This is a genomic window from Kordiimonas pumila (assembly GCF_015240255.1).
In the GTDB taxonomy this organism is placed as follows: Bacteria; Pseudomonadota; Alphaproteobacteria; order Sphingomonadales; family Kordiimonadaceae; genus Kordiimonas; species Kordiimonas pumila.
This window is the reverse complement of record NZ_CP061205.1, coordinates 2,007,917-2,031,950: the sequence shown is the minus strand read 5'-3', so window position 1 is coordinate 2,031,950 and position 24,034 is coordinate 2,007,917. Positions and strand designations below refer to the sequence as shown.

The 24,034-nt window shown below is 48.4% G+C and carries 33 protein-coding genes; 3 read left to right on the top strand and 30 right to left on the bottom strand.

Translation table 11 applies throughout. From position 1 onward, the window contains the following. The first annotated feature begins 23 nt into the window (after positions 1–23). Positions 24–998, top strand: coding sequence for a helix-turn-helix domain-containing protein (locus tag ICL80_RS08740; protein ID WP_194211444.1), 975 nt, complete (start codon positions 24–26; stop codon positions 996–998). 39 nt (positions 999–1,037) lie between these two features. Here ICL80_RS08740 and putA read toward each other — a convergent pair whose 3' ends face one another. Further along, the gene (putA, locus tag ICL80_RS08735; protein WP_194211441.1) at positions 1,038–4,679 is read right to left on the bottom strand and encodes a bifunctional proline dehydrogenase/L-glutamate gamma-semialdehyde dehydrogenase PutA; all 3,642 of its coding nucleotides are present in this window, start codon (positions 4,677–4,679) and stop codon (positions 1,038–1,040) included. Between the two features lie 148 nt (positions 4,680–4,827). Between putA and ICL80_RS08730 the strand changes: the two genes are divergently transcribed. Both ICL80_RS08730 and ICL80_RS08725 read left to right on the top strand, forming a co-directional pair. Beyond that, on the top strand, positions 4,828–5,274 hold the full coding sequence (locus tag ICL80_RS08730; protein ID WP_194211438.1) for an Lrp/AsnC family transcriptional regulator: 447 nt from the start codon (positions 4,828–4,830) through the stop codon (positions 5,272–5,274). Between the two features lie 91 nt (positions 5,275–5,365). Beyond that, positions 5,366–6,700: a hypothetical protein gene (locus ICL80_RS08725; RefSeq protein ID WP_194211437.1), complete on the top strand. Its 1,335-nt coding sequence runs from the start codon at positions 5,366–5,368 to the stop codon at positions 6,698–6,700. A gap of 40 nt (positions 6,701–6,740) precedes the next feature. Here the strand turns inward: ICL80_RS08725 and rplQ are convergent, their stop codons facing one another. The 29 genes from rplQ to fusA all read right to left on the bottom strand — a co-directional run bounded on the left by rplQ (position 6,741) and on the right by fusA (position 24,015). Then, the gene (gene rplQ, locus ICL80_RS08720) at positions 6,741–7,160 is read right to left on the bottom strand and encodes a 50S ribosomal protein L17 (RefSeq protein ID WP_194211434.1); all 420 of its coding nucleotides are present in this window, start codon (positions 7,158–7,160) and stop codon (positions 6,741–6,743) included. 87 nt (positions 7,161–7,247) lie between these two features. Continuing rightward, on the bottom strand, positions 7,248–8,264 hold the full coding sequence (locus tag ICL80_RS08715) for a DNA-directed RNA polymerase subunit alpha (protein ID WP_194211432.1): 1,017 nt from the start codon (positions 8,262–8,264) through the stop codon (positions 7,248–7,250). Positions 8,265–8,355: 91 nt separating this feature from the next. Continuing rightward, the gene (rpsK, locus tag ICL80_RS08710) at positions 8,356–8,745 is read right to left on the bottom strand and encodes a 30S ribosomal protein S11 (protein ID WP_194211430.1); all 390 of its coding nucleotides are present in this window, start codon (positions 8,743–8,745) and stop codon (positions 8,356–8,358) included. A gap of 46 nt (positions 8,746–8,791) precedes the next feature. Next, on the bottom strand, positions 8,792–9,160 hold the full coding sequence (rpsM, locus tag ICL80_RS08705) for a 30S ribosomal protein S13 (RefSeq protein WP_194211429.1): 369 nt from the start codon (positions 9,158–9,160) through the stop codon (positions 8,792–8,794). Positions 9,161–9,274: 114 nt separating this feature from the next. Then, positions 9,275–9,922 carry an adenylate kinase gene (locus ICL80_RS08700; protein WP_194211427.1) on the bottom strand — a complete coding sequence of 216 codons (648 nt, stop codon included), beginning with the start codon at positions 9,920–9,922 and terminating at the stop codon, positions 9,275–9,277. Then, positions 9,919–11,250 (bottom strand): preprotein translocase subunit SecY, encoded by a 1,332-nt coding sequence (gene secY / locus ICL80_RS08695; RefSeq protein ID WP_194215699.1) that lies wholly within the window; start codon positions 11,248–11,250, stop codon positions 9,919–9,921. Before secY ends, ICL80_RS08700 begins: the two co-directional genes overlap by 4 nt. A 47-nt stretch (positions 11,251–11,297) precedes the next feature. Continuing rightward, positions 11,298–11,753 carry a 50S ribosomal protein L15 gene (gene rplO, locus ICL80_RS08690; RefSeq protein WP_194215698.1) on the bottom strand — a complete coding sequence of 152 codons (456 nt, stop codon included), beginning with the start codon at positions 11,751–11,753 and terminating at the stop codon, positions 11,298–11,300. A gap of 23 nt (positions 11,754–11,776) precedes the next feature. Next, the gene (gene rpmD, locus ICL80_RS08685; protein ID WP_194215697.1) at positions 11,777–11,968 is read right to left on the bottom strand and encodes a 50S ribosomal protein L30; all 192 of its coding nucleotides are present in this window, start codon (positions 11,966–11,968) and stop codon (positions 11,777–11,779) included. Positions 11,969–11,974: 6 nt separating this feature from the next. Next, on the bottom strand, positions 11,975–12,550 hold the full coding sequence (rpsE, locus tag ICL80_RS08680; protein WP_194215696.1) for a 30S ribosomal protein S5: 576 nt from the start codon (positions 12,548–12,550) through the stop codon (positions 11,975–11,977). 24 nt (positions 12,551–12,574) lie between these two features. Beyond that, positions 12,575–12,928: a 50S ribosomal protein L18 gene (rplR, locus tag ICL80_RS08675; protein ID WP_194215809.1), complete on the bottom strand. Its 354-nt coding sequence runs from the start codon at positions 12,926–12,928 to the stop codon at positions 12,575–12,577. Between the two features lie 12 nt (positions 12,929–12,940). Further along, positions 12,941–13,474 carry a 50S ribosomal protein L6 gene (gene rplF, locus ICL80_RS08670; RefSeq protein WP_194215695.1) on the bottom strand — a complete coding sequence of 178 codons (534 nt, stop codon included), beginning with the start codon at positions 13,472–13,474 and terminating at the stop codon, positions 12,941–12,943. Positions 13,475–13,489: 15 nt separating this feature from the next. Beyond that, on the bottom strand, positions 13,490–13,888 hold the full coding sequence (gene rpsH, locus ICL80_RS08665) for a 30S ribosomal protein S8 (RefSeq protein ID WP_194215694.1): 399 nt from the start codon (positions 13,886–13,888) through the stop codon (positions 13,490–13,492). A 12-nt stretch (positions 13,889–13,900) separates the two neighbouring features. Beyond that, positions 13,901–14,206 (bottom strand): 30S ribosomal protein S14, encoded by a 306-nt coding sequence (rpsN, locus tag ICL80_RS08660; protein ID WP_194215693.1) that lies wholly within the window; start codon positions 14,204–14,206, stop codon positions 13,901–13,903. A gap of 18 nt (positions 14,207–14,224) precedes the next feature. Beyond that, a complete protein-coding gene (gene rplE, locus ICL80_RS08655) occupies positions 14,225–14,776 on the bottom strand; it encodes a 50S ribosomal protein L5 (protein ID WP_265588846.1) in 552 nt (183 codons plus the stop codon). Further along, positions 14,769–15,086, bottom strand: a complete 318-nt coding sequence (gene rplX, locus ICL80_RS08650) for a 50S ribosomal protein L24 (RefSeq protein ID WP_194215692.1) — start codon at positions 15,084–15,086, stop codon at positions 14,769–14,771. The genes rplE and rplX overlap by 8 nt, the downstream gene beginning before the upstream one ends. Further along, positions 15,086–15,454 carry a 50S ribosomal protein L14 gene (gene rplN / locus ICL80_RS08645; protein WP_194215691.1) on the bottom strand — a complete coding sequence of 123 codons (369 nt, stop codon included), beginning with the start codon at positions 15,452–15,454 and terminating at the stop codon, positions 15,086–15,088. The genes rplX and rplN overlap by 1 nt, the downstream gene beginning before the upstream one ends. A gap of 48 nt (positions 15,455–15,502) precedes the next feature. Beyond that, on the bottom strand, positions 15,503–15,739 hold the full coding sequence (rpsQ, locus tag ICL80_RS08640) for a 30S ribosomal protein S17 (protein WP_194215690.1): 237 nt from the start codon (positions 15,737–15,739) through the stop codon (positions 15,503–15,505). Positions 15,740–15,750: 11 nt separating this feature from the next. Beyond that, on the bottom strand, positions 15,751–15,942 hold the full coding sequence (gene rpmC / locus ICL80_RS08635; protein WP_194215689.1) for a 50S ribosomal protein L29: 192 nt from the start codon (positions 15,940–15,942) through the stop codon (positions 15,751–15,753). Positions 15,943–15,958: 16 nt separating this feature from the next. Beyond that, the gene (gene rplP, locus ICL80_RS08630) at positions 15,959–16,369 is read right to left on the bottom strand and encodes a 50S ribosomal protein L16 (RefSeq protein ID WP_194215688.1); all 411 of its coding nucleotides are present in this window, start codon (positions 16,367–16,369) and stop codon (positions 15,959–15,961) included. 31 nt (positions 16,370–16,400) lie between these two features. Further along, positions 16,401–17,096 carry a 30S ribosomal protein S3 gene (rpsC, locus tag ICL80_RS08625; protein ID WP_194215687.1) on the bottom strand — a complete coding sequence of 232 codons (696 nt, stop codon included), beginning with the start codon at positions 17,094–17,096 and terminating at the stop codon, positions 16,401–16,403. Then, the gene (rplV, locus tag ICL80_RS08620) at positions 17,096–17,476 is read right to left on the bottom strand and encodes a 50S ribosomal protein L22 (RefSeq protein WP_194215686.1); all 381 of its coding nucleotides are present in this window, start codon (positions 17,474–17,476) and stop codon (positions 17,096–17,098) included. The genes rpsC and rplV overlap by 1 nt, the downstream gene beginning before the upstream one ends. Positions 17,477–17,479: 3 nt before the next feature. After that, complete coding sequence (rpsS, locus tag ICL80_RS08615; RefSeq protein WP_194215685.1) at positions 17,480–17,761, bottom strand: 30S ribosomal protein S19; 282 nt, start codon at positions 17,759–17,761, stop codon at positions 17,480–17,482. A 12-nt stretch (positions 17,762–17,773) separates the two neighbouring features. Next, complete coding sequence (gene rplB / locus ICL80_RS08610; RefSeq protein WP_194215684.1) at positions 17,774–18,610, bottom strand: 50S ribosomal protein L2; 837 nt, start codon at positions 18,608–18,610, stop codon at positions 17,774–17,776. A gap of 3 nt (positions 18,611–18,613) precedes the next feature. Continuing rightward, positions 18,614–18,907, bottom strand: a complete 294-nt coding sequence (locus tag ICL80_RS08605; protein ID WP_194215683.1) for a 50S ribosomal protein L23 — start codon at positions 18,905–18,907, stop codon at positions 18,614–18,616. Continuing rightward, positions 18,904–19,524, bottom strand: coding sequence for a 50S ribosomal protein L4 (gene rplD, locus ICL80_RS08600; RefSeq protein WP_194215682.1), 621 nt, complete (start codon positions 19,522–19,524; stop codon positions 18,904–18,906). Before rplD ends, ICL80_RS08605 begins: the two co-directional genes overlap by 4 nt. A gap of 5 nt (positions 19,525–19,529) precedes the next feature. After that, positions 19,530–20,300: a 50S ribosomal protein L3 gene (gene rplC / locus ICL80_RS08595; RefSeq protein WP_194215681.1), complete on the bottom strand. Its 771-nt coding sequence runs from the start codon at positions 20,298–20,300 to the stop codon at positions 19,530–19,532. Positions 20,301–20,305: 5 nt separating this feature from the next. After that, positions 20,306–20,620: a 30S ribosomal protein S10 gene (gene rpsJ / locus ICL80_RS08590; protein ID WP_194215680.1), complete on the bottom strand. Its 315-nt coding sequence runs from the start codon at positions 20,618–20,620 to the stop codon at positions 20,306–20,308. Positions 20,621–20,676: 56 nt separating this feature from the next. Beyond that, positions 20,677–21,867: an elongation factor Tu gene (tuf, locus tag ICL80_RS08585; RefSeq protein ID WP_194215668.1), complete on the bottom strand. Its 1,191-nt coding sequence runs from the start codon at positions 21,865–21,867 to the stop codon at positions 20,677–20,679. Between the two features lie 66 nt (positions 21,868–21,933). Beyond that, positions 21,934–24,015: an elongation factor G gene (gene fusA, locus ICL80_RS08580; protein ID WP_194215679.1), complete on the bottom strand. Its 2,082-nt coding sequence runs from the start codon at positions 24,013–24,015 to the stop codon at positions 21,934–21,936. Positions 24,016–24,034: the final 19 nt, after the last annotated feature.

The following is a 24,034-nucleotide window of genomic DNA, read 5'->3' as shown; positions in this document are numbered from 1 at the left end:
ACGGGGAAATGGGAGAAGGCAGCATGGCTATGCACAATAACGTCCAGAACTGGTCGACCAGTTCGTATACCAATAATGAAAAACTGGATGCATGGCAGGATATGATTTCTGTATCACACTTGCCGTGGACACTATCAAAAGCCAGCAAGGATGATTTCAACGCCAAGCTGGCCTACCGGCTTTTTGACAAATACCGTATTATCAAATGCGAATGTGACGCACAGGAAGGCTTTCGCTCCATAAAGGAAATATCAGATTCTGATAACGCTTACCTGAACCTGCTGTATGTACGAAAAGGCAGCGAGCAATTAAAGTTTGACGACAGATCACTATGGCTAAACGAAGGCGACATGGTGATATGGGATAGCACGCAGCATATGTCATTTCATGTGCCAGACAAGCTGGAGAAGGTATCCCTGCTAATACCAGAATCCTCGCTCACCAGCGTATTTCCAACGGCGCATGATTATAGAGGCATCGTTATACCCAAAAAGTCAGGCGTTGGGTCAATGCTGGCCAACCACATTAATAATATTGAACAACATATGTGGCAGCTTACGACAGAAGACCTGACAGCCATGATGGAGCCAACCATGTCTATTATGGCGGCAGCATTTGGGTCCTATGCCAACATATCACCCAACACCATGCGGCACATTGCCCTAAACCGGATCAAGCAGTTTATCATTTCAAACCTGCACGACCCAGACCTTAACCCAACCATGATAGCTAGTGCTCACAATATAACACCGCGCTACCTGCATATGCTGTTTGAGGATCAGGACACAACTGTCAGCACATGGATTAAAAGCCGGCGCCTTGACCGCAGTAAAGACGACCTGATCAAATCCATCGTCACGCATCAGTCCGTATCTGAAATTGCATTCAAATGGGGTTTTAATGACCTCAGTCACTTTAGCCGCATTTTTAAACAGCGTTTTGGCCAGTCACCCCGCGGGATTATTAACGCAATTAAAATGGAAATTATGGCACAGTAAACAAAGCCTGACCGGTATTACCCCGTCAGGCCTTAGGGCTTATCCAGCCGCAAGTAACGTGACATTACCGCCAGACGCCGTTGTATCCGTGCAGATATGCCGCTCACATATAAATCTGTAGGGCATAACTGCACGGTCTATCAGCGGCATGATTGCCCCTTCCCTGTGTGCCAAGGCTTTCTGTATGGCTTTTGCGCTCTCGCCTGCCCCCGCATAAGCAACAGCATCAATAAAGCCTGCACTGGTTAAAAGCGCTGGCTTTATGGCCCCCGCCAACACACCAAAACCCAGTTTGTCTTCCAGTGCTTTTAAAGCAACTGCAAGCTTGCTATCTGGCGTCAAGACCAGTGCTTTATTACCGAAATACACAGCCTGTAAAAGCTGCTGCAATAGGGATGTCTGGTCTGGCCCTAAGCAAAGGACAAGCCCTTTTGGCGCTCTGTATAGCTGGTTACTTTCCCCTACAGGGCCGACCATGACATTTTCAGCCGGATAGTCTTGCTGCAATATTTCAAAAACCGGTTTTAGCGCCGCTACACTTTCAGGGAACCCTTCTGCCAGGATATCAAAGGCATTGTTGCACTGTGCCTCTGTTGGCGTGGCAAGGGTGGCTACTGTAGGTAATAGATCACTGAGGGCCAGCATATCTGGCTTTTGTACAGTCTTTATCGCGACAGCTTCGGTTCCTGCATGCACAAACACATTAAGATAGTGAGGGCCGCCCGCTTTTGGGCCAGTACCGGAAAGCCCTTCACCGCCAAACGGCTGCGACCCGACAACCGCACCAATCTGGTTACGGTTTATATAGATGTTGCCCACTTTCGCCCGGTGTTTGATATAATCAATCCGGTCATCAATACGGGAGTGTACACCAAGCGTAAGGCCGTACCCTTTTTGGTTGATTGTCGTTACCACCTGCCCAAGGTTTTTTGCCTTATAAGTGGCAACATGCAGAACCGGGCCAAAAATTTCACGCTCCATATCTTCTATACCACTGACCGAAACCACCGTTGGCGGCACAAAAAGCCCGCTCGTTGGCACCTGTACCTGCTTTAAAAGCCTGCCGGTGTCTCTCGCAGCCTTCACATATGCAGTGATACCTGAGTGTGCTTCACTGTCGATCACGGGGCCTATATCTGTTGCTGTATCCCACGGGTTACCAATAACAAGCTCGTCCATCGCGCCGTATAACATCGTTAGAATCCGGTCCTTCACATCTTCCTGCACATAAAGGATACGAAGCGCCGAACAGCGCTGGCCTGCACTTTGGAAGGCAGAAGCCACAATATCGCGCACGGCCTGTTCAGGCAGAGCGGTGGAATCAACAATCATGGCATTCAGGCCGCCGGTTTCCGCAACAAGCGGCACCACACGGTCAGACGCGTTTGCCAAAGTGCGGTTTATAATCTGTGCTGTTCCTGTTGAACCTGTGAAACACACACCGGCAATGCGGCTATCTGCAACAAGAGCTGCACCCACCACGTCCCCCGCACCAGGTACAAGCTGCAAGACACCAGCGGGGATGCCTGCTTCCAGTAACAGCTCAACGGCGCGGGCGGCAATAAGCGGCGTTTGTTCAGCCGGTTTTGCGATAACGGTATTCCCAACAGCTAGGGCGGCGGCAATCTGGCCTGTAAAAATGGCAAGCGGAAAGTTCCACGGCGAAATACAGACGATAACCCCGCGCGCCTTCATCTTGCTATCAAGCTTTTTCGCTTCTTCAGCATAATAGCGCAGAAAGTCTACTGCCTCGCGCAGTTCGGCAACTGCGTCAGGCAGGCTTTTACCCGCTTCCCGGCATAGAAGCGCAAAAATTTCAGCCGTGTTATCTTCAAACAGGTCAGCGGCCTTGTGCAAAATAGCGGCTCTGCTCTCCGCACTTGTACCCTGCCATACAGAGAATGTTTCTGTCGCAGCATCAAGCGCCGTTTCAACATCTGCGACTGACGCTAAACATACCCTGCCCACAACATCCTTTGTGTCAGCGGGGTTTATAATATCTATCGACTGCCGGTCAGCCTCAGCTACAGCGGCGGCAAGAACTGGCACCGCATTCCATGTGCTGCAGCAGCGGTATGCCGCCCTCTGGCTTTCAAGCTGCTGCATCTGGCAACCATCCATTACATCCCAGCCTTTTGAGTTTGCTCTGTCAGTACCGAAAATATCTGCCGGTAACGCGATTGATTGCCTCGCAGGTGCTTTTGCGCGCTCGACAGGGTCTGCCACCACATCTTCCGGCAACAAAGCAGCATCATAAAGCTGGTTGACAAAACTACTGTTCGCGCCGTTTTCAAGCAGCCGTCGTACCAAATAGGCCAACAAGTCGCGGTGGACACCAACCGGTGCATAAACACGACAGGCTACGTCTTTCTGATCAAGCAAAACCTTATAAAGACTTTCCCCCATACCGTGCAGACGCTGAAACTCGTACACATCCTTTTGTGCGCCGGCAAATATCTCCAGCACTGTTGCAACAGTGTGGGCATTATGGGTCGCAAACTGCGGGAATATCCGGTCCGTTAATGTATAGAGTTTGCGTGTGCAGGCCGCATAGGAAATGTCGGAATGCGCTTTGCGGGTATATACAGGGAAGTCTTCAAGACCCATAACCTGCGCGAGCTTTATCTCTGCATCCCAATAAGCCCCTTTCACCAGCCGGATCATGATTTTACGGTCAAATTCTGTCGCTAGCGCATAAAGATAGTCAATCACAAAGGGCGCGCGCTTGCCGTATGCCTGTATAACGATACCAAAACCATCCCAGCCTGCGAGGTCAGGTGATGAAAACACATTTGTGATAACATCAAGCGATAGCTCTAAACGGTTTGCCTCTTCTGCATCGATTGTAAGGCCCATGTTGGCCTCTTTCGCCGCAACAGCAAGGGCCAGCACTTTTGGGGCAAGCTCCTGCAGCACACGCTTGCGCTGTGTCCACTCGTACCTTGGGTGCAAGGCAGAAAGTTTGATCGAAATACCGGGGTTATCTTTTAATTTGCCCGGGGCTTTATCGCAGTCCAAAGCAAGGCGCTTAATAGCGTTCATGTAGCTTTTATAAAAAGCTTCTGCATCTTCGGCTGTTTTGGCTGCTTCACCCAGCATGTCATAGCTATACCGGTACCGAACATTTTGGGCGGCACGGGCTTTTGCTTCATCAATATTCTGTCCAAGAACAAACTGGCGACCCAGCTCTTTCATAAAAAGCCGTGCCCCGGTTCTAACGGCGGGCATACCAATTTTGCGTACAAGACTGCGCAAAGTGGCTTTCACATCATCGCCGTCATCATCCAGAAGGCCACTGATGATATTCAAGCTATAGCTTGAAAGGTTCACTAGGCCGGAATCAGAATGACCTAAATGGTCATTCCATTTACCACCTGCTATTTTATCATTAATCAGATCATCAATAGATTGGCTATCTGGCACACGTAGCAGCGCCTCGGCAAGGCACATCAGGGCAACGCCTTCTGTTGTACTTAGGCCGTATTCAGCAAGGAAGGATTCCATAACGCCCGGTTTTGTGGAAGCGCGAACGGTTTTAACCAGGCCCGCACCAACAGAAACAATATGCTGGCGCTCGCTAGCGCTCAAGCTGGCCATTGCTGTCAGGTCAGCAATAGCGGTGGTTTCATCGCGCAGGTAAGCATCTTTAATGTGGGTCCGGCATGTTTCTTTGGTCAGCATCGTTCTATTCCTGTTACTGAGGTTCAAACCAAGAATAGCACTTCCCATCAGGCCATTTTTCCTTTACTTAAAGACATAACAATATAATAGACTAATTATTGATCAATAAAGCTTCTAAAAATACAATATTATACAGGATTATGGTTAAATGGATCATATAGACCATAAAATCATACGGGAACTACAGCAGAATGCCCGTATAACCATGACCGAGCTTGCAGACCGTGTGGGTGTCTCAAAAACGCCGTGCATTAATAGGATTCGCAAGCTTGAGACCGAAGGCTATATCAGGGGCTATACAGCCCTTACTGACCCAACCAAGATGGGCCTTGGGCATATTGCCTTTGTGCAGGTTACCATCAGCGATACACGTTCTAAAGCCCTGAATGATTTTAACGCAGCCGTTAGAAAAATTCCCGAGGTTACCCAGTGCCATATGATGGCTGCGGGCTTTGATTACCTGCTTAAAGTACGCACCCGTAACATGACAGAATATAGAACAGTCTTGGGGGAAAAAATATCGGCCCTACCCTATGTATCGCACACATCAACCTTTGCTGTGATGGAAACCGTGGTAGACCCGGGTACTGACTAAATACTGGCACTTTACTCTTATATTTCATGTTGTTTACGAAGCAGAGACATGCAAAGTCCTATCAGGACTTTATTACCTACAGGACCTCACGGTGACCGACACAGATAGTACAAGCACACTTATGCAGCTTTATGCAGAAATGGATACTGCAACGCCGATAGACAGCCCATTCCAAAAATACACACACCATTTTTGGCAATGGCGCTATAAAGAAGCGGTTTCCAGCATTGTGTCTCCATTAGATATGGGGGGAGCTGCAATCGAGCCTAAAGCTCTCATAGCTGCCTATAGAACAGCTATTGCCGTATCAGACCCTGCTCAGGCCTTTACGGAAACACTAGCCACGCAGCTAGAGCCTAAAATCAGATTCGAGGTTTTACTCGCTGCCTATAATGTGCTGCCACAAAAAACATTCTTCAGGCTTTTAAAACAGGAAGATACTGCCGCCCATTCTATAAGTGTGTATAGAAATGTCCTCGCGTCACTTGAGTTTTTTTTACACACAAAATTAGAGCATGATACAGCAGCAGCACAGGTGCTGCGCCGATGGAATGCTTCTTCTATCTATACTTCCCTGTTTGAGCTTTTGGAAAACAAACAGCTGCTACACACCGACCCAGAACAGTTTGTTGAAAAGCTCGCTCAGCTTGGGCACGATATAGAACATCCATTCATTCCTTTTTTTGAACCCATAAAGCTGGTGCACTCTATAAAAGGGTATAAAAAATATGCGCGGACAAGCCTTCATAGAAAATACTCTCTACCCGTTCGCTTGGAAAACCTTCACGCCCCGATGGAAAATGAACCAGTGTTTCTTGTGAACGCTGATAAAGTCTACTTTGAAAAATATGCAAAAACCTTTTTAGAATCGTGCGGAAAGTGCGCCAAAAATACGATTGTGCATATAAACTTTATAAATTTTGCAGTTCCAAGCGCAGAAATCAAACAACTAGAGAAAGACTGCCGTGTACGGATCAACACGTCACAAGAAACATTTGATGGCGCCTTAATAGAGATGAAATCATATGCCGTGTTTTCAAGGTACATACATTTGCCTCATTGGCTGCAGGCTTATCCATACCTTGTTATTCTTGACATCGACGGCAAGGCGATCTTTGACCCTAAAGAGTTAGCGTTAATAGGCCCTGGTTCCATTGCATTGAACCGGCCGGAACACGCTGGCTTGCACCAAGAGACCTTTATCTGGAAGGTTTATCATGGTGGTCGCGCTGTATTTCATGCGCCCGCTACTAGCACCGTGAATAATCTGTCCTGTTTTGTGGAAGATGTTTTCTATCGAAGTATCAGAGATAAGACACGCTCATGGTACCTAGACCAGTTAGCGCTTATGTTGATGGCTCTGTCAGAACCAAAACTGGAAGTACAAAAAGCCCCTGCCCTTTTTGACCAGATAAAAAAAAGGTAGCCCGAAAGCTACCTTTTTAAACTTAGATTATGCGCAAGGCTTATGCAGCAGCTTCATCTTCATCAGTGAAAACAGGGCCACTATCTTTGCCTTTAGCGTCTTCATTGCGGTCAACCAGCTCAATCACAGCCATTGGTGCATTATCACCGTGGCGGAAACCAGCTTTCAGAACCCGGGTGTAACCACCAGCGCGCTCTTTGTAGCGGTCAGCAATCTCGTCGAACAGTTTTGAAACAAGTGTTTCATCCTGCAGGCGAGCAATCGCAAGACGACGGTTAGCAAGGCCGCCTTTTTTGCCAAGAGAAATAAGTTTCTCAACAACAGGCGCAAGTTCCTTTGCTTTAGGCAGTGTTGTTACAATCTGCTCATGCTTCAAAAGAGCCTGAGACAGGTTCATAAACAAAGCCTTACGGTGGCTTGCAGTTCTATTCAGTTTACGACCGGCTTTACGGTGACGCATTGTTCTTCTCCAAATTGCCTATCCGGCCTTGCGCCCCAAGACAAACCTTGGGGCATAGTACCGGTAGGTGTCCCTTAAAGGGAGGTTTTAAAACTCTTGCTCAAGTTTCTTGGCAAGTTCTTCGATATTTTCTGGTGGCCAAGCAGGCAATTCCATGCCCAAGCGAAGGCCCATAGAAGCAAGAACTTCTTTAATCTCGTTCAGAGATTTACGGCCAAAGTTTGGAGTACGGAGCATTTCTGCTTCGGTTTTCTGTACCAGATCGCCAATGTAAACGATGTTATCGTTTTTAAGGCAATTCGCGGAACGAACAGAAAGTTCAAGCTCGTCAACTTTGCGAAGCAGCTGGCGGTTGAACGCTGGCTCTTCATCTTCGTCAGACTTGGTTGCTTCTTCTGGTTCGTCAAAGTTCACGAACACAGACAATTGGTCTTGCAAAATACGCGCTGCAAAAGCAACTGCGTCTTCCGGTGTAACCGTACCATCTGTTTCAATGTCCATTGTCAGTTTGTCATAATCAAGGATCTGGCCTTCACGTGTGGCCTCAACCTTGTAGCTGACTTTACGCACAGGGCTATAAAGAGCATCAATTGGAATAAGACCAATTGGCGCATCTTCAGGGCGGTTCCTGTCCGCAGGAACATAGCCTTTGCCTGACGCAACGGTAAGTTCCATATTGAGTGTAGCACCTTCGTCAAGGTGGCAAATTACCAAGTCCTTGTCGAGGATATCAACATCAGCAACTTCGCTGATAGCATTTGCTTTTACTTCACCCGGGCCAGAAGCCGTAAGGTGCAAGCGCTTTGTGCCATCAGAGGTAACACGAATAGGCAATTGCTTGATATTCAGAACCATGTCGGTCACGTCTTCACGTACACCCGGTACGCTTGAGAACTCGTGCAACACGCCTTCAATGTGCAGGCTTGTTACAGCGCCGCCCTGAAGCGATGAGAGCAGCACACGACGAAGGCCATTGCCCAATGTCATGCCATAACCACGCTCAAGCGGTTCTACTACGAGTGTGGCCTTACGCAGGGGATCAGACCCCGGAGTGATTGTAAGACCATTTGGTTTAATAAGTTCTTGCCAGTTTTTCTGGATCACGGTGTAACCCTCATTATTTATGACGCTTTAAAAAATTTAGCGCCCTAGGATTCGCGCCAATACTCTACAACTAACGGCCCAAACAGCAGCCTTATACGCGGCGACGTTTAGGTGGACGGCAGCCATTGTGTGGAATTGGCGTTACGTCACGGATAGAAGAAATCGTGAAGCCAATAGCCTGGAGAGCCCGAAGAGCGCTTTCGCGGCCCGCACCCGGACCCTTCACTTCAACTTCAAGAGCTTTCATGCCATGTTCTTGTGCTTTTTTACCTGCGTCCTCGGCTGCAACCTGCGCTGCATATGGCGTTGATTTCCGAGAACCTTTAAATCCCATCGTGCCAGCAGATGACCAGGAAATGGCATTCCCCTGTACATCAGTGATGGTAATCATTGTGTTATTGAATGATGCGTTAACGTGAGCAACACCATTCGTGATGTTTTTACGCTCACGGCGCTTAATGCGGCTAGTATCTTTTGCCATCTCAATCAGACCTTAATCTATGGAAGCCCTAAACAGCTTGTTAAACTTACTTCTTCTTACCTGCAATCGCGACTGCTTTACCCTTACGAGTACGAGCATTCGTGCTTGTGCGCTGACCGCGTACAGGCAATTTATTACGGTGACGAAGACCACGATATGTCTTCAAATCCATCAACCGCTTAATATTCATCGAAACTTCACGGCGAAGGTCACCCTCAACAGTAAAGTTAGTGTCAATCATCTCACGGATCTGAATTACTTCAGCGTCCGCCAATTCCATAACCCGACGTTCACTTGGGATATTAAGCGCAGAGCAAATACCCTTAGCCGCAGTGCGGCCAATACCGTGAATATACGTCAAAGCGATTTCAACTCGCTTATTGGTCGGAATGTTTACGCCAGATATACGCGCCACGACCATTTCTCCTGATCAAACATGTTCACATCATACAACACAATGCCATAAGACGTGTTGAAGCCGGGGATTATATGAATAAACCCCCGTTCGTCAACCGCCTTCTAGCAGTTTTTACGCGGCCAAGACCGCAGCAATATCTGCAGCAACCTTATCAATGGCTGCCATACCATCAACTTGCTGCAAAATTCCTTTGTTTGCATAGTACGGCAAAACAGGTGCCGTCTGTGCATAATATTCCTCCAAACGCTTGCCAACAGTTTCGGCATTATCGTCAGCACGACGTTTGAATTCAGTACCACCACAATTGTCACAAACCCCAGCCACCTTGGGTTTCAGGTTTGTATCATGGTAACCTTCGTTACATGTTGCACATGTATAACGACCAGCGATGCGGTCTACAAGTGCAGCATCATCAACTTTCATTTCGATCACAGCAGTAAGCTTGCGACCTTCTTCTTTTAGCATTTCATCAAGCGCTTCTGCCTGTGCGACAGTGCGGGGAAAGCCATCAAGAATAAAACCATTTTTGCAGTCATTTTCTTTAATTCGGTCCGCGATAATGCCAATAACGATGTCATCGGACACAAGTTGACCTGCCTGCATTTTTTCTGAAGCCATCTTCCCATAGTGGGTTTTAGCGGCTACAGCAGCCCGCAGCATGTCACCTGTAGACAATTGTACAAGGCCTTTTTCTTTTTCGATCCGCTGGGCCTGTGTGCCCTTGCCTGCGCCCGGAGGGCCAAAAAGAATAATAATCACCTGCGTCCCCCCTTCAGGCGTGTTTTCTTCAACAAGCTTTCGTATTGCTGCGCCATCAAATGAGACTGAATTTGTGACACTGTATCCATCGTTACGTTAACAACGATCAGCAAACTTGTACCACCAAGGTAGAATGGAACAGAAGCCTGACTCATAAGAAGCTCAGGAATAACACATACAAAAGATATATATGCAGCACCGATAACAGTTAATCGCGTCAAGACATAGTCTAAATATTCAGATGTACGCTTGCCGGGGCGAATCCCAGGGATAAAGCCGCCATGTTTTTTAAGGTTATCTGCAGTATCTTCAGGGTTAAACTGAATAGCTGTATAGAAGAAGCAAAAGAAAACAATAAGAGCAATATAAAGCGCAATATAAACAGGCTTTCCTGGCGCGAGTGTTGCCGTGATAAGTGTCAGCCACTCTGGACCGCTTGCCTGATACATACCAACAATAGTTAGCGGCATCAAAAGCAGTGAGCTTGCGAAGATAGGCGGTATAACACCCGCTACGTTGAGCTTCAGCGGCAGGTGCGATTTATCACCTTGGAACACGCGGTTGCCTTGCTGGCGCTTGGGGTACTGGATAACAACGCGGCGTTGCGCACGTTCGCAGAAAACAATAAACCAAACCAAGGCAATAGCGCCAATCAACAGCATTAGTAATATTGTAACAGACAGGCTACCGTTTTGCGTAAGCGTGAAAGCCTGTGCAATATTTCGCGGCAACTCTGAAACAATACCGGCAAAGATAATAAGCGAAATACCGTTACCGATACCACGCTGGGTTATTTGTTCACCGAGCCACATGAGGAACATAGTACCACCAAGCAACGTGATAATGGTGGTCACAATAAAAAAGATACCCGGATCAACAACAACACCAGACTGGCCCTGAAGCCCGCTTGCGACCGCCCAGCCCTGCACAACTGTGAGGAGAACAGTACCATAGCGTGTCATCTGGTTGATCTTTTTGCGCCCTTGCTCGCCTTCCTTCTTCCACCCCGCTAAGGTTGGATTCATGGTCGTCAAGAGCTGCATGATAATTGATGCCGAGATATAAGGCATGATACCAAGCATGATAATGGAGGTCCGCTGCAAAGCACCACCAGAGAAAGTGTTGATAATATCAACAAATCCACCACCAAGGTTTGCAAACATACGACTAACCGCGTCCGCATCTATCCCTGGAATAGGAATATATGAGCACAGCCGGTACACAACAAGTGCACCAAGCGCGAACAATATACGCTTCTTCAGCTCCTCGGCTTTACCGAAGGAAGATAAGCTTATATTGGACGCGAGTTGTTCAGCAGCAGAAGCCATAGACTGTCAAAGCCCCTTATCAGTCTTATATCTCGACATTAAATGATTTATGCAAGCGTAACTTTACCGCCAGCTTTTTCAACAGCTTCTATTGCACCCTTAGATGCGCCAGTCACAGTTATATCTACTTTCGCAGAAAGCTCGCCTTTCGCTAGCAAACGAACACCATCAACCACTCGACCAATCAAACCAGATTCAACGAGAACATCAACAGTGATTGCCTTTTTTGCATCCAGCTTCTTATCATCGATCGCCTTTTGCAAACGACCAAGGTTAAGAACCTGAAAATCTTTTTTGTTAAGGCTTTTAAAACCACGCTTAGGCAAGCGACGGAAGATAGGCATTTGACCGCCTTCAAAACCGTTGATCGCAACACCAGAGCGTGCTTTCTGACCTTTATGACCGGAACCAGCAGTTTTACCTTTGCCGGAACCGATACCACGACCAACACGAGTGCGGCTTACGCGGGCACCGTTGTTGTCACGAAGTTCATTGAGTTTCATTTCATCTCTCCAAAACGCTGGCGTTACTCAACAACGCGCACAAGGTGGTGCACTTTGTTGATCATGCCGCGCACAGAAGGAGTATCCTCCAGAACGCGCGTTCTGTTCATTTTGTTAAGGCCAAGACCAACAAGTGTTTCACGCTGGTCTTTCTTACGGCGTATCGGGCTCGCAATTTGCGTGACCGTTACAGTTGCTTTTTTATCCGCAGCCATCTGATATTACTCCGCCTGATCAGCAGCTTCACTTGTCGCATCATCACCAGAGGCAACTTTAACATCGCCACGACGTGCTACAATATCAGCAACTTTCTTGTTCCGTTTGGCAGCAATCTGACGTGGTGAGTTTTGATTTTTCAAAGCATCAAACGTTGCACGCACCATGTTATATGGGTTTGCAGAGCCTTGAGATTTCGTTACCACATCCTGAACACCAAGCGCGTCGAATACAGCGCGCATTGGGCCACCAGCGATGATACCTGTACCAGCAGAAGCTGTACGCAGCAACACTTTACCAGCGCCGTGACGGCCATTGATATCGTGGTGCAACGTTCTGCCTTCACGCAGAGGTACACGGATCATGTTTTTCTTAGCAGCTTCTGTTGCCTTACGAATGGCTTCAGGAACCTCACGGGCCTTACCATTACCAAAGCCAACACGGCCACGTTGGTCACCAACTACTACAAGAGCAGCAAAACCAAAGCGACGGCCACCTTTAACAACCTTGGCCACACGGTTAATGTGGACAAGCTTTTCAATCAGTTCACTTTCTTCGCGATTGCGTTCTGGGCGTGCCATTGGACATCCTTTTCCTTTTCAAGCCTAGAAGTTCAAGCCGCCATCACGCGCTGCATCTGCCAGTGCCTTGACGCGGCCGTGGTACAGAAAACCACCCCGATCAAACACGACTGATTCAACGCCTGCGGCCTTGGCTCGCTCGGCAATCAATTTACCAACCTTGGCAGCTGCTTCTTTATTAGGAGCAGAGCCTTTGAGATCTTTGTCCAGTGTGGACGCAGCAGCAAGAGTAGCACCTTTTACGTCATCAATGACTTGTGCATAGATATGCTGGTTAGTCCTGTGGACTGAAAGACGTGGCCGCCCGCCGCAATTTTTCTTAAGTTGCGTACGGTTGCGCTGGCGACGCCGTTCAAAGTTTGTAGCATTAGAGGCCATTTTGGACACCCATTACTTCTTCTTACCTTCCTTGCGGAAGATATATTCGCCAGCGTACTTAATACCCTTGCCTTTGTAAGGCTCTGGTTTACGGAACTCGCGAATTTTAGCTGCTGTTTCACCGACCTGTTGTTTGTCGATACCGGAAATAACGACCGTCGTCTGATCAGGCGTCTCAATTTTGATGCCTTCAGGGATCGGAAAGTCGATATCATGGCTATAACCCAACTGAAGGTTCAGTGAGGAGCCTTTCATTTGTGCACGGTAACCAACACCGCTGATTTCAAGACGCTTACTGAAACCATCAGTAACACCCTCAACCAGGTTGGAAACCATTGTACGCTGCATGCCCCACATAGAGCGTGCACGTTTTGTGTCGTTTATAGGTTTTACAACAATACCACTATCATCCTGAGTAACCGTTACTTCAGGAACAAATGACATTGCCATTTCACCCTTAGGGCCTTTTACCGTGAGGTCCGCGCCGTTTAAGGAAACGGTCACACCAGACGGAATCGCCACTGGTTTTTTACCGATACGGGACATAGCTTCTCCCTTTCCTTAGAATACGGTGCAAAGCACTTCGCCGCCCACATTGCCCTCACGCGCTTCAGCGTCAGAGAGCACACCTTTCGGAGTGGAAACGATCGAAATACCAAGGCCGTTGTGAACACGAGGCAGATCACCAACAGAACTATAGACACGACGGCCAGGTGTAGACACACGGTTAATCGTGCGAATAACAGGCTCACCTTCGTGATATTTAAGTTCAATAGACAGCGTGGCTTTGTTGCCTTCGCTATCAGTGCGAGTATAGCCGCGAATGTAACCTTCACGCTCAAGAACATCCAGAATACGCTGGCGTGTTTTTGAAGCGGGCGATGCAACAACAGTTTTACGAGCTTGCAAACCGTTGCGGATACGGGTCAGCATATCGCCGATAGGATCAGTCATCGACATGAGCGTTCCCCCTTACCAGCTTGATTTTACAATGCCAGGAATTTTACCTGCGGAACCAAGTTCCCTCAGGGCAATCCGTGACATTTTGAATTTACGATAATAACCGCGTGGACGACCAGTTACGTCGCAGCGATTACGAAGACGCGTTGCTGCGCCGTTACGAGGCATAGCAGCAAGTTGCAGCGAAGCAAGCCAACGCTCGTCATCAGGAAGGTTCTTATCAGAAGCCTTCGCTTTAAGACTAGCACGCTTACCAGCGTATTTAGCAACAAGCTTTTCACGCCGTTCGTTTTTGTTTATGGCACTCTTTTTAGCCATGTCAAAACCCTCCAGCCGTTACTTTTTAAACGGCATGTCAAAACCAGCGAGAAGCGCACGCGCTTCATCATCGGTCTGAGCCGTGGTGCAGATAATAATGTCCATCCCGCGAACCTGATCAATTTGATCATAGTTGATTTCTGGGAAGACGATTTGTTCCTTCAGGCCAAGCGCATAGTTGCCGCGACCGTCAAATGACTTAGGATTAACACCCTGAAAGTCACGGATACGTGGCATTGCGATCGTAATAAGGCGATCAAGAAACTCGTACATGCGCTCACCGCGCAGCGTTACTTTAGCGCCGATAGGCATGCCTTCACGCAGCTTAAAGCTGGCGATAGATTTGCGCGCACGAGTTATTACAGGCTTCTGGCCAGCAATCGCAGCGATTTCCTCAGCTGCTTTTGTAACCTTTTTCTTGTCCTGCACACCGTCACCAACACCCATGTTGATTACGATCTTGTCCAGCTTAGGAACCTGCATAGGGTTTTTATAGCCAAACGTCTCTTGCAAAGATGCCTTAACTTTTTCTTCGTAATTAACGCGAAGACGTGGCAATACTTTAGCCATCAATCATCTCCCCGGATTTCTTAGCAAAACGAACTTTTTTGCCGTCTTCCAGAACTTTGAAACCAACACGGGTTGGAGCGCCATCCTTAGGATCTTCAATCATAAGGTTTGACATCTGAATCGCAGACTCTTTTGTCTCGATACCACCCGCACTCACCTGCGTAGGACGGTTATGCTTTTTAACAAGGTTTACACCCTGTACAATTGCACGACCTTCTTTCGGCAGAACAGATGTGATTTCGCCGCGCTTGCCTTTATCTTTACCGGCAATCACAACGACCTTGTCACCTTTTTTAAGCTTAGCGGCCATTATAACACCTCCGGTGCAAGCGAAATGATCTTCATATGCTTCTTTGCACGCAGTTCACGAACAACCGGGCCAAAAATACGTGTACCGATTGGTTCATGGTTTTTATTAACAAGAACAGCTGCATTGTTGTCGAAACGAATGGTAGTACCATCGCCACGACGAACTTCTTTAGCTGTGCGAACGATAACGGCACGATGCACGTCACCCTTCTTGACACGACCCCGAGGGATCGCCTCTTTGACAGAGACAACAATAATGTCGCCAACTCCAGCAGTCTTACGCTTAGATCCACCAAGGACCTTAATGCACTGCACCCTCTTGGCCCCGGAGTTATCCGCCACGTCGAGGTTGGTTTGCATCTGAATCATGGGTTACACCCTTTAAATAATACCAGAGGACAGAAAAACGATGAAGCCTTAAGCTTCACCGCCAACTACCCGCCAAGTCTTTAGTTTCGAGAGGGGGCGACATTCTTCAATTCGAACGTTTTCCCCAACTTGAATTTGGTTGCTCTCATCATGAGCGTGGTACTTCTTAGAGCGTCGAATAATTTTGTCAAGCAAAGGATGCTTGATACGACGTTCTACTTTAACAATTACAGTTTTTTCGCCTTTTGTGCTTACAACTGTTCCTTGTAGAATACGCTTTGGCATGGGTTTACTCCTTACGCCTCAGCCTGTTCGCTTAACAACGTTTTGATCCGCGCAACATCACGGCGAATCTCACGAACGCGAGCAGTATTTTCCAATTGACCGGCCGCTGCCTGAAAACGCAGATTAAACTGCTCTTTTTTCAAACCGACTAGCTCTTCGCGGAGCTCGTCTTGCGACTTGGCACGTAAATCTGATGCCTTCATTGTCTTCACTCCGCTTCTAGTGCATCCGCTCAACGATGCGAGTTGCAACGGCTAGCTTTGCAGCTGCCCTTTCAAACGCACCACGAGCGAGTTCTTCTGAAACACCATCGATCTCGAACATGATCCGGCCAGGCTTGACCTTACATACCCAACGATCAACAGAACCTTTACCTTTACCCATCCGAACTTCGGTTGGCTTCGCCGTTACAGGCACATCTGGGAAGATGCGGATCCATACTTTGCCTGACCGTTTCATATGACGGTTCATAGCACGACGAGCAGCTTCGATCTGACGAGCTGAGATACGGCCAGGTGCAGTCGCTTTAAGACCAAACTGACCGAAATTAAGTGTTGTTCCGCCCTTGGCATCGCCATGGATCCGGCCCTTATGAGCCTTACGGAACTTTGTACGCTTCGGTTGCAACATTGTATGCCGCTCCTATCACTTGCGTCCCAGCCTAACGGCGGGACGGACCACCCTGACTTTGAACTTCGTTTGCGCGACGCTCATGAGCCATTGGATCATGTTCCATAATCTCGCCCTTGAAGACCCATACTTTCATACCGCAAATGCCGTATGCAGTTAGAGCTTCAGAGGTACCATAATCGATATCTGCACGTAGTGTGTGCAGCGGCACGCGGCCTTCACGGTACCATTCAGTACGAGCGATTTCAGCGCCACCCAAGCGGCCAGCACAGTTAATACGAATGCCACCAGCACCGAGGCGAATAGCGCTTTGTACAGCGCGTTTCATCGCACGGCGGAAAGCAACACGACGCTCAAGCTGCTGGGCAATGCCATCAGCAATAAGTTTCGCATCAATTTCAGGCTTCCGCACTTCAACGATATTGAGGCTTACATCAGAGTTCGTAAGCTTCGCAATGCGTTGACGCATCTTCTCAATGTCAGCACCCTTTTTACCGATGATAACACCCGGACGAGCCGAATATATCGTTACACGGCATTTTTTAGCCGGGCGTTCGATAATAACTTTGGAAATGCCAGCCTGAGAAAGTTCTTTAAATACGAATTTACGTATTTTCAGATCTTCATGCAGCATCGTGCCGTATTCTTTACCGTCAGCATACCAGCGCGAATCCCAGGTGCGGTTCACACCAAGGCGCAGACCAATCGGGTTTACTTTCTGACCCATTATGCAGTCTCCTCAACTTCACGCACAACAATGCGCAGACGACTGAACGGCTTAACGATCTTACCAGTACGACCACGAGCACGAGCGCGGAACCGTTTCATGGTAAGCGCTTTACCCACAGTTGCTTCAGCAACAACGAGGCTGTCCACATCCAGATTGTGGTTATTTTCTGCGTTTGCAATTGCAGACTGCAGAACCTTTTTAACTTCTATCGCAGAACGACGGCGGTTAAAGCTCAGAGCATTGAGTGCCTTTTCCACCTTCATACCACGGATAGTGGCTGCGACCAGATTTAACTTCTGGGCAGAGCCGCGAAGCATGGTAGCTGTAGCTACTGCTTCATTATCCGCCAAACGGCGTTTTGCAGATTCCTTACCCACGGGTTACTTCCTCTTCGCTTTTTTATCAGCCGCGTGACCATAGTAAGTCCGCGTTGGTGCAAATTCACCAAGCTTGTGACCAACCATGTCATCGCTCACATACACAGGGATGAACTTTTGCCCGTTGTAGACATTGAATGTCAGCCCTACGAAGTTCGGCAGAATTGTAGACCTGCGAGACCAGGTCTGAATTACTACTGAAGACTTTCCGCTTTCCAGAGCCGCTTCCACCTTCTTGAGAAGGTGCATGTCCACGAAGGGGCCTTTCCATACTGAACGTGCCATAATGGAAACTCCTTATCGTTTCTTGCGCTCGTGGCGCGAACGGATGATAAGTTTGTCGGTCGCTTTATTTGACCGAGTTTTCTTACCTTTTGTTGGTTTACCCCAAGGTGTAACCGGATGGCGACCCCCTGAAGTCCGGCCTTCACCACCACCATGTGGGTGATCCACAGGGTTCATGGCAACACCACGAACACTTGGACGACGACCGAGCCAACGATTCCGACCCGCTTTAGCGAGCTTAATGTTTTGATTGTCTGGGTTTGATACTGCGCCAACCGTTGCGACACATTCGCCACGAACAACACGTACCTCACCCGATGAAAGGCGAATCTGAGCGTAACCACGGTCACGACCAATAAGCTGAGCGTAAGCACCAGCAGAACGGGCAATCTGACCACCTTTACCAGCTTTCAGTTCCACATTGTGAATGATGGTACCGATAGGCATGTTAGAAAGTGGCATCACATTACCAGGCTTCACATCGACCTTTTCGCCAGCAATAACTTGATCGCCAGGTGCAAGACGCTGTGGTGCCAGGATGTAAGCCAGTTCACCGTCTTCGTATTTAATAAGCGCAATAAAAGCTGTGCGGTTTGGATCGTACTCAAGACGTTCAACCGTTGCCGTCACATTCCACTTTGTGCGTTTAAAATCAACCATCCGGTATGTACGCTTATGACCACCACCACGGCGACGTGCTGTGATACGGCCTTTATTATTGCGACCACCAGATTTGGTTAAACCTTCTGTTAGCGCTTTTACAGGCTTACCCTTATGCAGACCTTCACGGTCTACAAGGATCAGGCCGCGCTGTGCAGGGGTAACCGGTTTATATTGCTTTAATGCCATCGGTTACACTCCTGTCGTCACATCAATGCTATGACCTTCAGCCAAGGTAACCATCGCTTTTTTGAATTCGGCGCGTTTGCCGATTACACCGCGAAAACGTTTAACCTTGCCTTCCTGACGTAGCGTGTTGACTTTTTTCACTTTCACAGAAAAAAGCGCTTCAACTGCAGCTTTAATCTCAGGCTTAGATGCGTCGATCGCAACTTTGAAAGTGATCTGGTTATTTTCAGAACCAAGTGTAGCTTTCTCAGTAATCACCGGGCTCTTGATGACATCATAATGCTTTATCGCAGTCATTTGAGCCTCTCCCCAAGTTTCTCAACGGCTGCAGTTGTCAGAACAAGTGTGTCACGACGAAGAATGTCATACACATTTGCACCCTGACTTGGCAGCACATCGATGTTTGGAATGTTAGACGCAGCGCGTTTGAAGTTTTCATTCACTTCAATGCCGTCAACAAACAGAGCGTTTACAAGACCAAGCTTCTCGAGCTTTGCTTTCAACTCTTTTGTTTTACCGTCTTTAAGTTCCGCTACATCAACAATGATCAATTTACCTTCAGCTTGTTTTGAAGATAAAGCACTCTTCAAACCCAGCTTGCGGATTTTTTTAGGCAGATCAAAGCCATGATCACGAGGGATTGGGCCAAAGGCGCGACCACCACCGATAAAGATGTTTGAACGGCGGTCACCATGGCGTGCACCACCACCACCTTTTTGGCGGCCAAACTTTTTACCAGTGCGGGCAATATCAGAACGGAATTTCACTGCGTGAGTTCCTGCCCTGCGTTTTGCAAGCTGCCAGTTAACAACACGGTGCAGGATATCTGCACGTGCTGCAACGCCGAAGATAGCTTCATCTAGATCGATGTCACCAGCTTTTTTGGCGTCTAATGTAAGAATATCCGTCTTCATGACGCTTATTCCTTATTGTCTTCAGCAGCGTCAGCTGCCGGTGCTTCAGCGGGAGCTTCAACCGCCGCTTCTACGCTAGGCGCAGCAGCTTCAGTTTTGGCAGGCGCACGGAATGCTGCCGGCATTGGCAGGCCTTCCGGAGCAGCTTTTTTCGCAGCGTCAGAAATCAGCACCCAGCTCTCTTTAGAACCAGGAATACCGCCCTTAACGAGGATAAGCCCCTCTTCAACACGAGTTTCTACAATTTCAAGGCTCTGAACTGTTGTGCGGTGATCACCAAGGTGACCCGCCATCTTCTTGCCCTTGAATACGCGGCCCGGATCTTGACACTGACCGGTAGAACCATGCGAACGGTGCGATACAGACACACCGTGCGATGCACGAAGACCACCAAAGTTATGGCGTTTCATGGCACCCGCAAAACCTTTACCCTTAGAGGCGCCAACAACGTCTACACGCTGGCCAATCAGGAAATGGTCCGCAGTTAATTCTGCACCAACTTCTACAAGAGCATCTTCAGCAACACGAAATTCAGCGATCTTTGCTTTTGGCTCTACTTCAGCCTTAGCAAAATGACCACGTTGTGCCTTGGATACATTTTTCACTTTACGGGCACCGGCACCAAGTTGAAGAGCCGTGTAACCATCTTTTTCTGTCGTACGCTGAGCAACAACCTGACAGCTATCAAGCTGCAGAACTGTTACTGGTACATGCTGACCTGCATCATTAAATATGCGTGTCATGCCGAGCTTTTTTGCAATCAAACCTGTACGCATGGGTCTTATCCTTGCAGCTTGATTTCAACATCAACACCAGCAGCTAGGTCGAGCTTCATCAGCGCGTCCACTGTCTGCGGAGTTGGGTCAACAATATCGAGCAAGCGTTTGTGCGTGCGCATTTCGAACTGTTCACGTGACTTTTTGTTCACGTGTGGACCACGAAGAACTGTGAACTTTTCGATCTGAGTTGGCATCGGGATAGGACCGCGAACCATGGCGCCCGTACGCTTTGCCGTATTAGCGATTTCACCAGTTGCTTGGTCAAGCACACGGTGGTCAAAAGCCTTCAGGCGGATGCGAATATTTTGCGCTTCCATTGATCTTACACCTTTAAAACGGCGCTGAAATAAATTCCAGCGCCTGGTTTATTCTACTATTCGATGATTTTCGCAACGACGCCAGCACCTACGGTACGGCCACCTTCACGGATCGCAAAGCGCAGACCTTCATCCATTGCAATCGGTGCAATCAGCTGAACTGTCAGGTTTACGTTATCACCAGGCATTACCATCTCTGTACCCTCAGGCAGCTCAACCGTGCCTGTTACGTCTGTCGTACGGAAATAGAACTGTGGACGATAGTTCGCGAAAAACGGCGTGTGACGGCCACCCTCATCTTTTGTCAGAATATAGGTTTCTGCTGTGAACTTCGTGTGCGGCGTAATCGAACCAGTGTGTGCCAGAACCTGACCACGCTCGATATCGTCACGTGCAACACCCCGGAGAAGGGCACCAATGTTGTCGCCAGCCTGACCTTGGTCAAGAAGCTTGCGGAACATCTCTACACCTGTAACCGTTGTTTTCTTCGTGGCGTTGATACCGACAATCTCGATCTCTTCACCAACTTTAACAATACCACGCTCAACACGGCCTGTCGCAACTGTACCACGACCAGAAATCGAGAACACATCCTCAACTGGCATCAGGAAAGCACCGTCAACAGCACGCTCTGGCATTGGAATATAGTCATCAACAGCCTGCATCAGCTCAAGAATCTTATTCTTGCCGATCTCGTCATCGCGGCCTTCAAGCGCTGCAAGCGCTGAACCTGCAATCACAGGAATGTCGTCGCCTGGGAAATCATACGCTGACAGAAGCTCGCGAATCTCCATCTCAACAAGCTCAAGAAGCTCTTCGTCGTCAACCTGGTCAACTTTGTTCATGAACACAACAAGCGCTGGAACACCTACTTGGCGTGCAAGCAGAATGTGCTCACGCGTTTGGGGCATCGGGCCATCAGCCGCATTCACAACCAATATGCCGCCATCCATCTGCGCTGCACCCGTGATCATGTTCTTCACATAGTCAGCGTGACCTGGGCAATCAACGTGCGCATAGTGACGGTTCTTCGTCTCATACTCAACGTGCGCCGTAGAAATCGTGATACCGCGCTCACGCTCCTCAGGGGCCTTGTCAATGTTATCAAATGATACGGCCTTGCTGAAACCTTCATCAGCAAGAACCTTTGTAATCGCCGCTGTCAACGTTGTCTTGCCATGGTCAACGTGACCAATCGTGCCTACGTTACAGTGCGGCTTATTACGCTCAAACTTCTCTTTTGCCATTTTAACTACCTTTCTATCGGCCCTTGTTTACCAAGGGATCCATAATAGCGTTGTTTTTCTTGTTTATTACCCTGCAAGCTTTGCTTTAAGTTCTTCAGCAACTGCTTGTGGGACTGCATCATAATGGTCGAACTGCATAGTGAACTGCGCCCGGCCTTGTGAGAAAGAGCGAAGCTCATTCACATAACCAAACATGTTCGCCAGCGGCACCATTGCATTGATGACCGAGTTCGGACCACGGGTTTCAGAACCCTGAATCTGACCACGGCGCTTATTCAGATCGCCGATAACATCACCCATATAATCATCAGGCGTTACCACTTCGACCTTCATAATTGGCTCTAGCAGTCGAATACCTGCTTTAGAAGCCGCCTCTCTTGTTGCACCACGACCCGCGATCTCAAACGCCAGAACGCTCGAATCCACATCGTGATAAGCACCATCAATCAGGCGCACAGAGAAATCGATGATCGGGAAGCCGATCAGAGCACCGCTCTCAGCGATGTCCTTGATACCCTTTTCAACACCTGGGATGTATTCTTTAGGAATGTTACCGCCCTTGATTTCGTCTTTAAACTGAAATCCTGAGCCACGCTCGCCAGGGGTAACAACCATTTTCACGCGACCAAACTGTCCAGAACCACCAGACTGTTTCTTGTGCGTGTAATCAACTTCAACTTCTTTAGCAAAGCTCTCGCGGTATGCAACCTGAGGCGCACCCACATTACACTCAACCTTAAACTCGCGGCGCATACGATCAACAAGAATATCAAGGTGCAATTCACCCATTCCCGCAATCACAGTTTGACCTGATTCCTCATCAGAAGACACGCGGAAAGATGGATCCTCAGCCGCAAGGCGGTTCAAGGCAATGCCCATTTTCTCTTGGTCAGCTTTAGTTTTAGGTTCAACAGCAACCTCAATAACAGGCTCAGGGAATTCCATACGCTCCAGAATGACCTGACTATTGATCGCACAAAGCGTGTCACCTGTTGTTGTAGACTTCAGACCAGCCAAGGCAATAATATCACCGGCGCGAGCTTCTTTAACGTCTTCGCGGCTGTTAGCGTGCATTTCAAGCATGCGGCCAACCTTTTCTTTACGCTGCTTCACAGAGTTCATGACCTGTGTACCAGTTTCAAGAATACCAGAATAAACGCGGCAGAATGTTAGCGAGCCAACAAACGGGTCGTTCATAATTTTGAACGCAAGAGCAGCAAGCGGCTCATCGTCAGTTGAATGACGCACAATTTCTTTTTCGATATCATGCGCGTCCACACCATTAATCGCCTCAACGTCCGTTGGGGCAGGCATGAAATCAACAACAGCATCAAGAAGCGGCTGAACACCTTTGTTTTTAAAGGCTGTACCATTCAATACCGGAACGAAAAGACCCTTAACTGTACCGCGACGAATAGCTTTTTTCAGCTCTTCTTCGGTAAGCTCTTCACCTTCAAGATATTTTTCCATCAAAGCTTCGTCAGCTTCAACAGCAGTCTCGATCATTTCAAGACGAGCAACTTCAGCAGCTTCAAGCAATTCCGGGCGAATATCTACATATTCGTAAGACGCGCCAAGATCTTCACCCTTCCAAAGAACTTCCTTGAAACGGATCAGGTCAATCAAACCCTCATATTCAGATTCCGCACCAATCGGCAACTGAATGAGAAGCGCTTTAGCCCCCAGGCGCTCCCTGATCATGCTGACACAGCGATCAAAGTTTGCCCCCATACGGTCCATCTTGTTAACGAAACACATACGCGGCACGCCGTAACGGTCAGCCTGACGCCACACCGTCTCTGATTGCGGCTCAACACCTGCAACAGAATCGAATACAGCTACAGCACCATCTAGCACACGCAAAGAACGCTCAACCTCAATTGTGAAGTCAACGTGACCCGGCGTATCAATGATATTAATGCGGTGATCTTTCCAGAAACAAGTTGTAGCAGCAGACGTGATCGTAATCCCGCGCTCCTGCTCTTGTTCCATCCAGTCCATAGTCGCGCCGCCATCGTGCACTTCGCCAATTTTGTGGCTACGGCCTGTATAATAGAGAATACGTTCTGTTGTCGTAGTTTTACCCGCATCAATGTGTGCCATGATGCCGATATTACGATAACGATTAAGTGGCGTTCTGCGTGCCATGGAACCAGTCCCTTACCTA

Coding starts and splice junctions, on each gene's coding strand:
- rplE (WP_265588846.1), bottom strand. CDS start 14,776: ATGGCTAAAGTATTGCCACGTCTTCGCGTTAATTACGAAGAAAAAGTT.
- putA (WP_194211441.1), bottom strand. CDS start 4,679: ATGCTGACCAAAGAAACATGCCGGACCCACATTAAAGATGCTTACCTG.
- rplX (WP_194215692.1), bottom strand. CDS start 15,086: ATGGCCGCTAAGCTTAAAAAAGGTGACAAGGTCGTTGTGATTGCCGGT.
- rpsC (WP_194215687.1), bottom strand. CDS start 17,096: ATGGGTCAGAAAGTAAACCCGATTGGTCTGCGCCTTGGTGTGAACCGC.
- rplO (WP_194215698.1), bottom strand. CDS start 11,753: ATGAAACTCAATGAACTTCGTGACAACAACGGTGCCCGCGTAAGCCGC.
- rpsH (WP_194215694.1), bottom strand. CDS start 13,888: ATGTCGATGACTGATCCTATCGGCGATATGCTGACCCGTATCCGCAAC.
- rpsE (WP_194215696.1), bottom strand. CDS start 12,550: ATGGCACGCCCAGAACGCAATCGCGAAGAAAGTGAACTGATTGAAAAG.
- rpmD (WP_194215697.1), bottom strand. CDS start 11,968: ATGGCTGCGGATAAAAAAGCAACTGTAACGGTCACGCAAATTGCGAGC.
- rpsN (WP_194215693.1), bottom strand. CDS start 14,206: ATGGCTAAAAAGAGTGCCATAAACAAAAACGAACGGCGTGAAAAGCTT.
- fusA (WP_194215679.1), bottom strand. CDS start 24,015: ATGGCACGCAGAACGCCACTTAATCGTTATCGTAATATCGGCATCATG.
- rplR (WP_194215809.1), bottom strand. CDS start 12,928: ATGGCCTCTAATGCTACAAACTTTGAACGGCGTCGCCAGCGCAACCGT.
- rplP (WP_194215688.1), bottom strand. CDS start 16,369: ATGTTGCAACCGAAGCGTACAAAGTTCCGTAAGGCTCATAAGGGCCGG.
- rplN (WP_194215691.1), bottom strand. CDS start 15,454: ATGATTCAGATGCAAACCAACCTCGACGTGGCGGATAACTCCGGGGCC.
- rpsS (WP_194215685.1), bottom strand. CDS start 17,761: ATGGCACGTTCAGTATGGAAAGGCCCCTTCGTGGACATGCACCTTCTC.
- secY (WP_194215699.1), bottom strand. CDS start 11,250: ATGGCTTCTGCTGCTGAACAACTCGCGTCCAATATAAGCTTATCTTCC.
- rpmC (WP_194215689.1), bottom strand. CDS start 15,942: ATGAAGGCATCAGATTTACGTGCCAAGTCGCAAGACGAGCTCCGCGAA.
- rplD (WP_194215682.1), bottom strand. CDS start 19,524: ATGAAGACGGATATTCTTACATTAGACGCCAAAAAAGCTGGTGACATC.
- ICL80_RS08740 (WP_194211444.1), top strand. CDS start 24: ATGGCTATGCACAATAACGTCCAGAACTGGTCGACCAGTTCGTATACC.
- rplF (WP_194215695.1), bottom strand. CDS start 13,474: ATGTCCCGTATCGGTAAAAAACCAGTGGCGATTCCGTCTGGTGTGACC.
- rpsQ (WP_194215690.1), bottom strand. CDS start 15,739: ATGCCAAAGCGTATTCTACAAGGAACAGTTGTAAGCACAAAAGGCGAA.
- rplQ (WP_194211434.1), bottom strand. CDS start 7,160: ATGCGTCACCGTAAAGCCGGTCGTAAACTGAATAGAACTGCAAGCCAC.
- tuf (WP_194215668.1), bottom strand. CDS start 21,867: ATGGCAAAAGAGAAGTTTGAGCGTAATAAGCCGCACTGTAACGTAGGC.
- rpsK (WP_194211430.1), bottom strand. CDS start 8,745: ATGGCAAAAGATACTAGCCGCATTAAGCGCCGTGAGCGTAAAAACATC.
- rplB (WP_194215684.1), bottom strand. CDS start 18,610: ATGGCATTAAAGCAATATAAACCGGTTACCCCTGCACAGCGCGGCCTG.
- ICL80_RS08605 (WP_194215683.1), bottom strand. CDS start 18,907: ATGACTGCGATAAAGCATTATGATGTCATCAAGAGCCCGGTGATTACT.
- rplC (WP_194215681.1), bottom strand. CDS start 20,300: ATGCGTACAGGTTTGATTGCAAAAAAGCTCGGCATGACACGCATATTT.
- rpsJ (WP_194215680.1), bottom strand. CDS start 20,620: ATGGAAGCGCAAAATATTCGCATCCGCCTGAAGGCTTTTGACCACCGT.
- ICL80_RS08730 (WP_194211438.1), top strand. CDS start 4,828: ATGGATCATATAGACCATAAAATCATACGGGAACTACAGCAGAATGCC.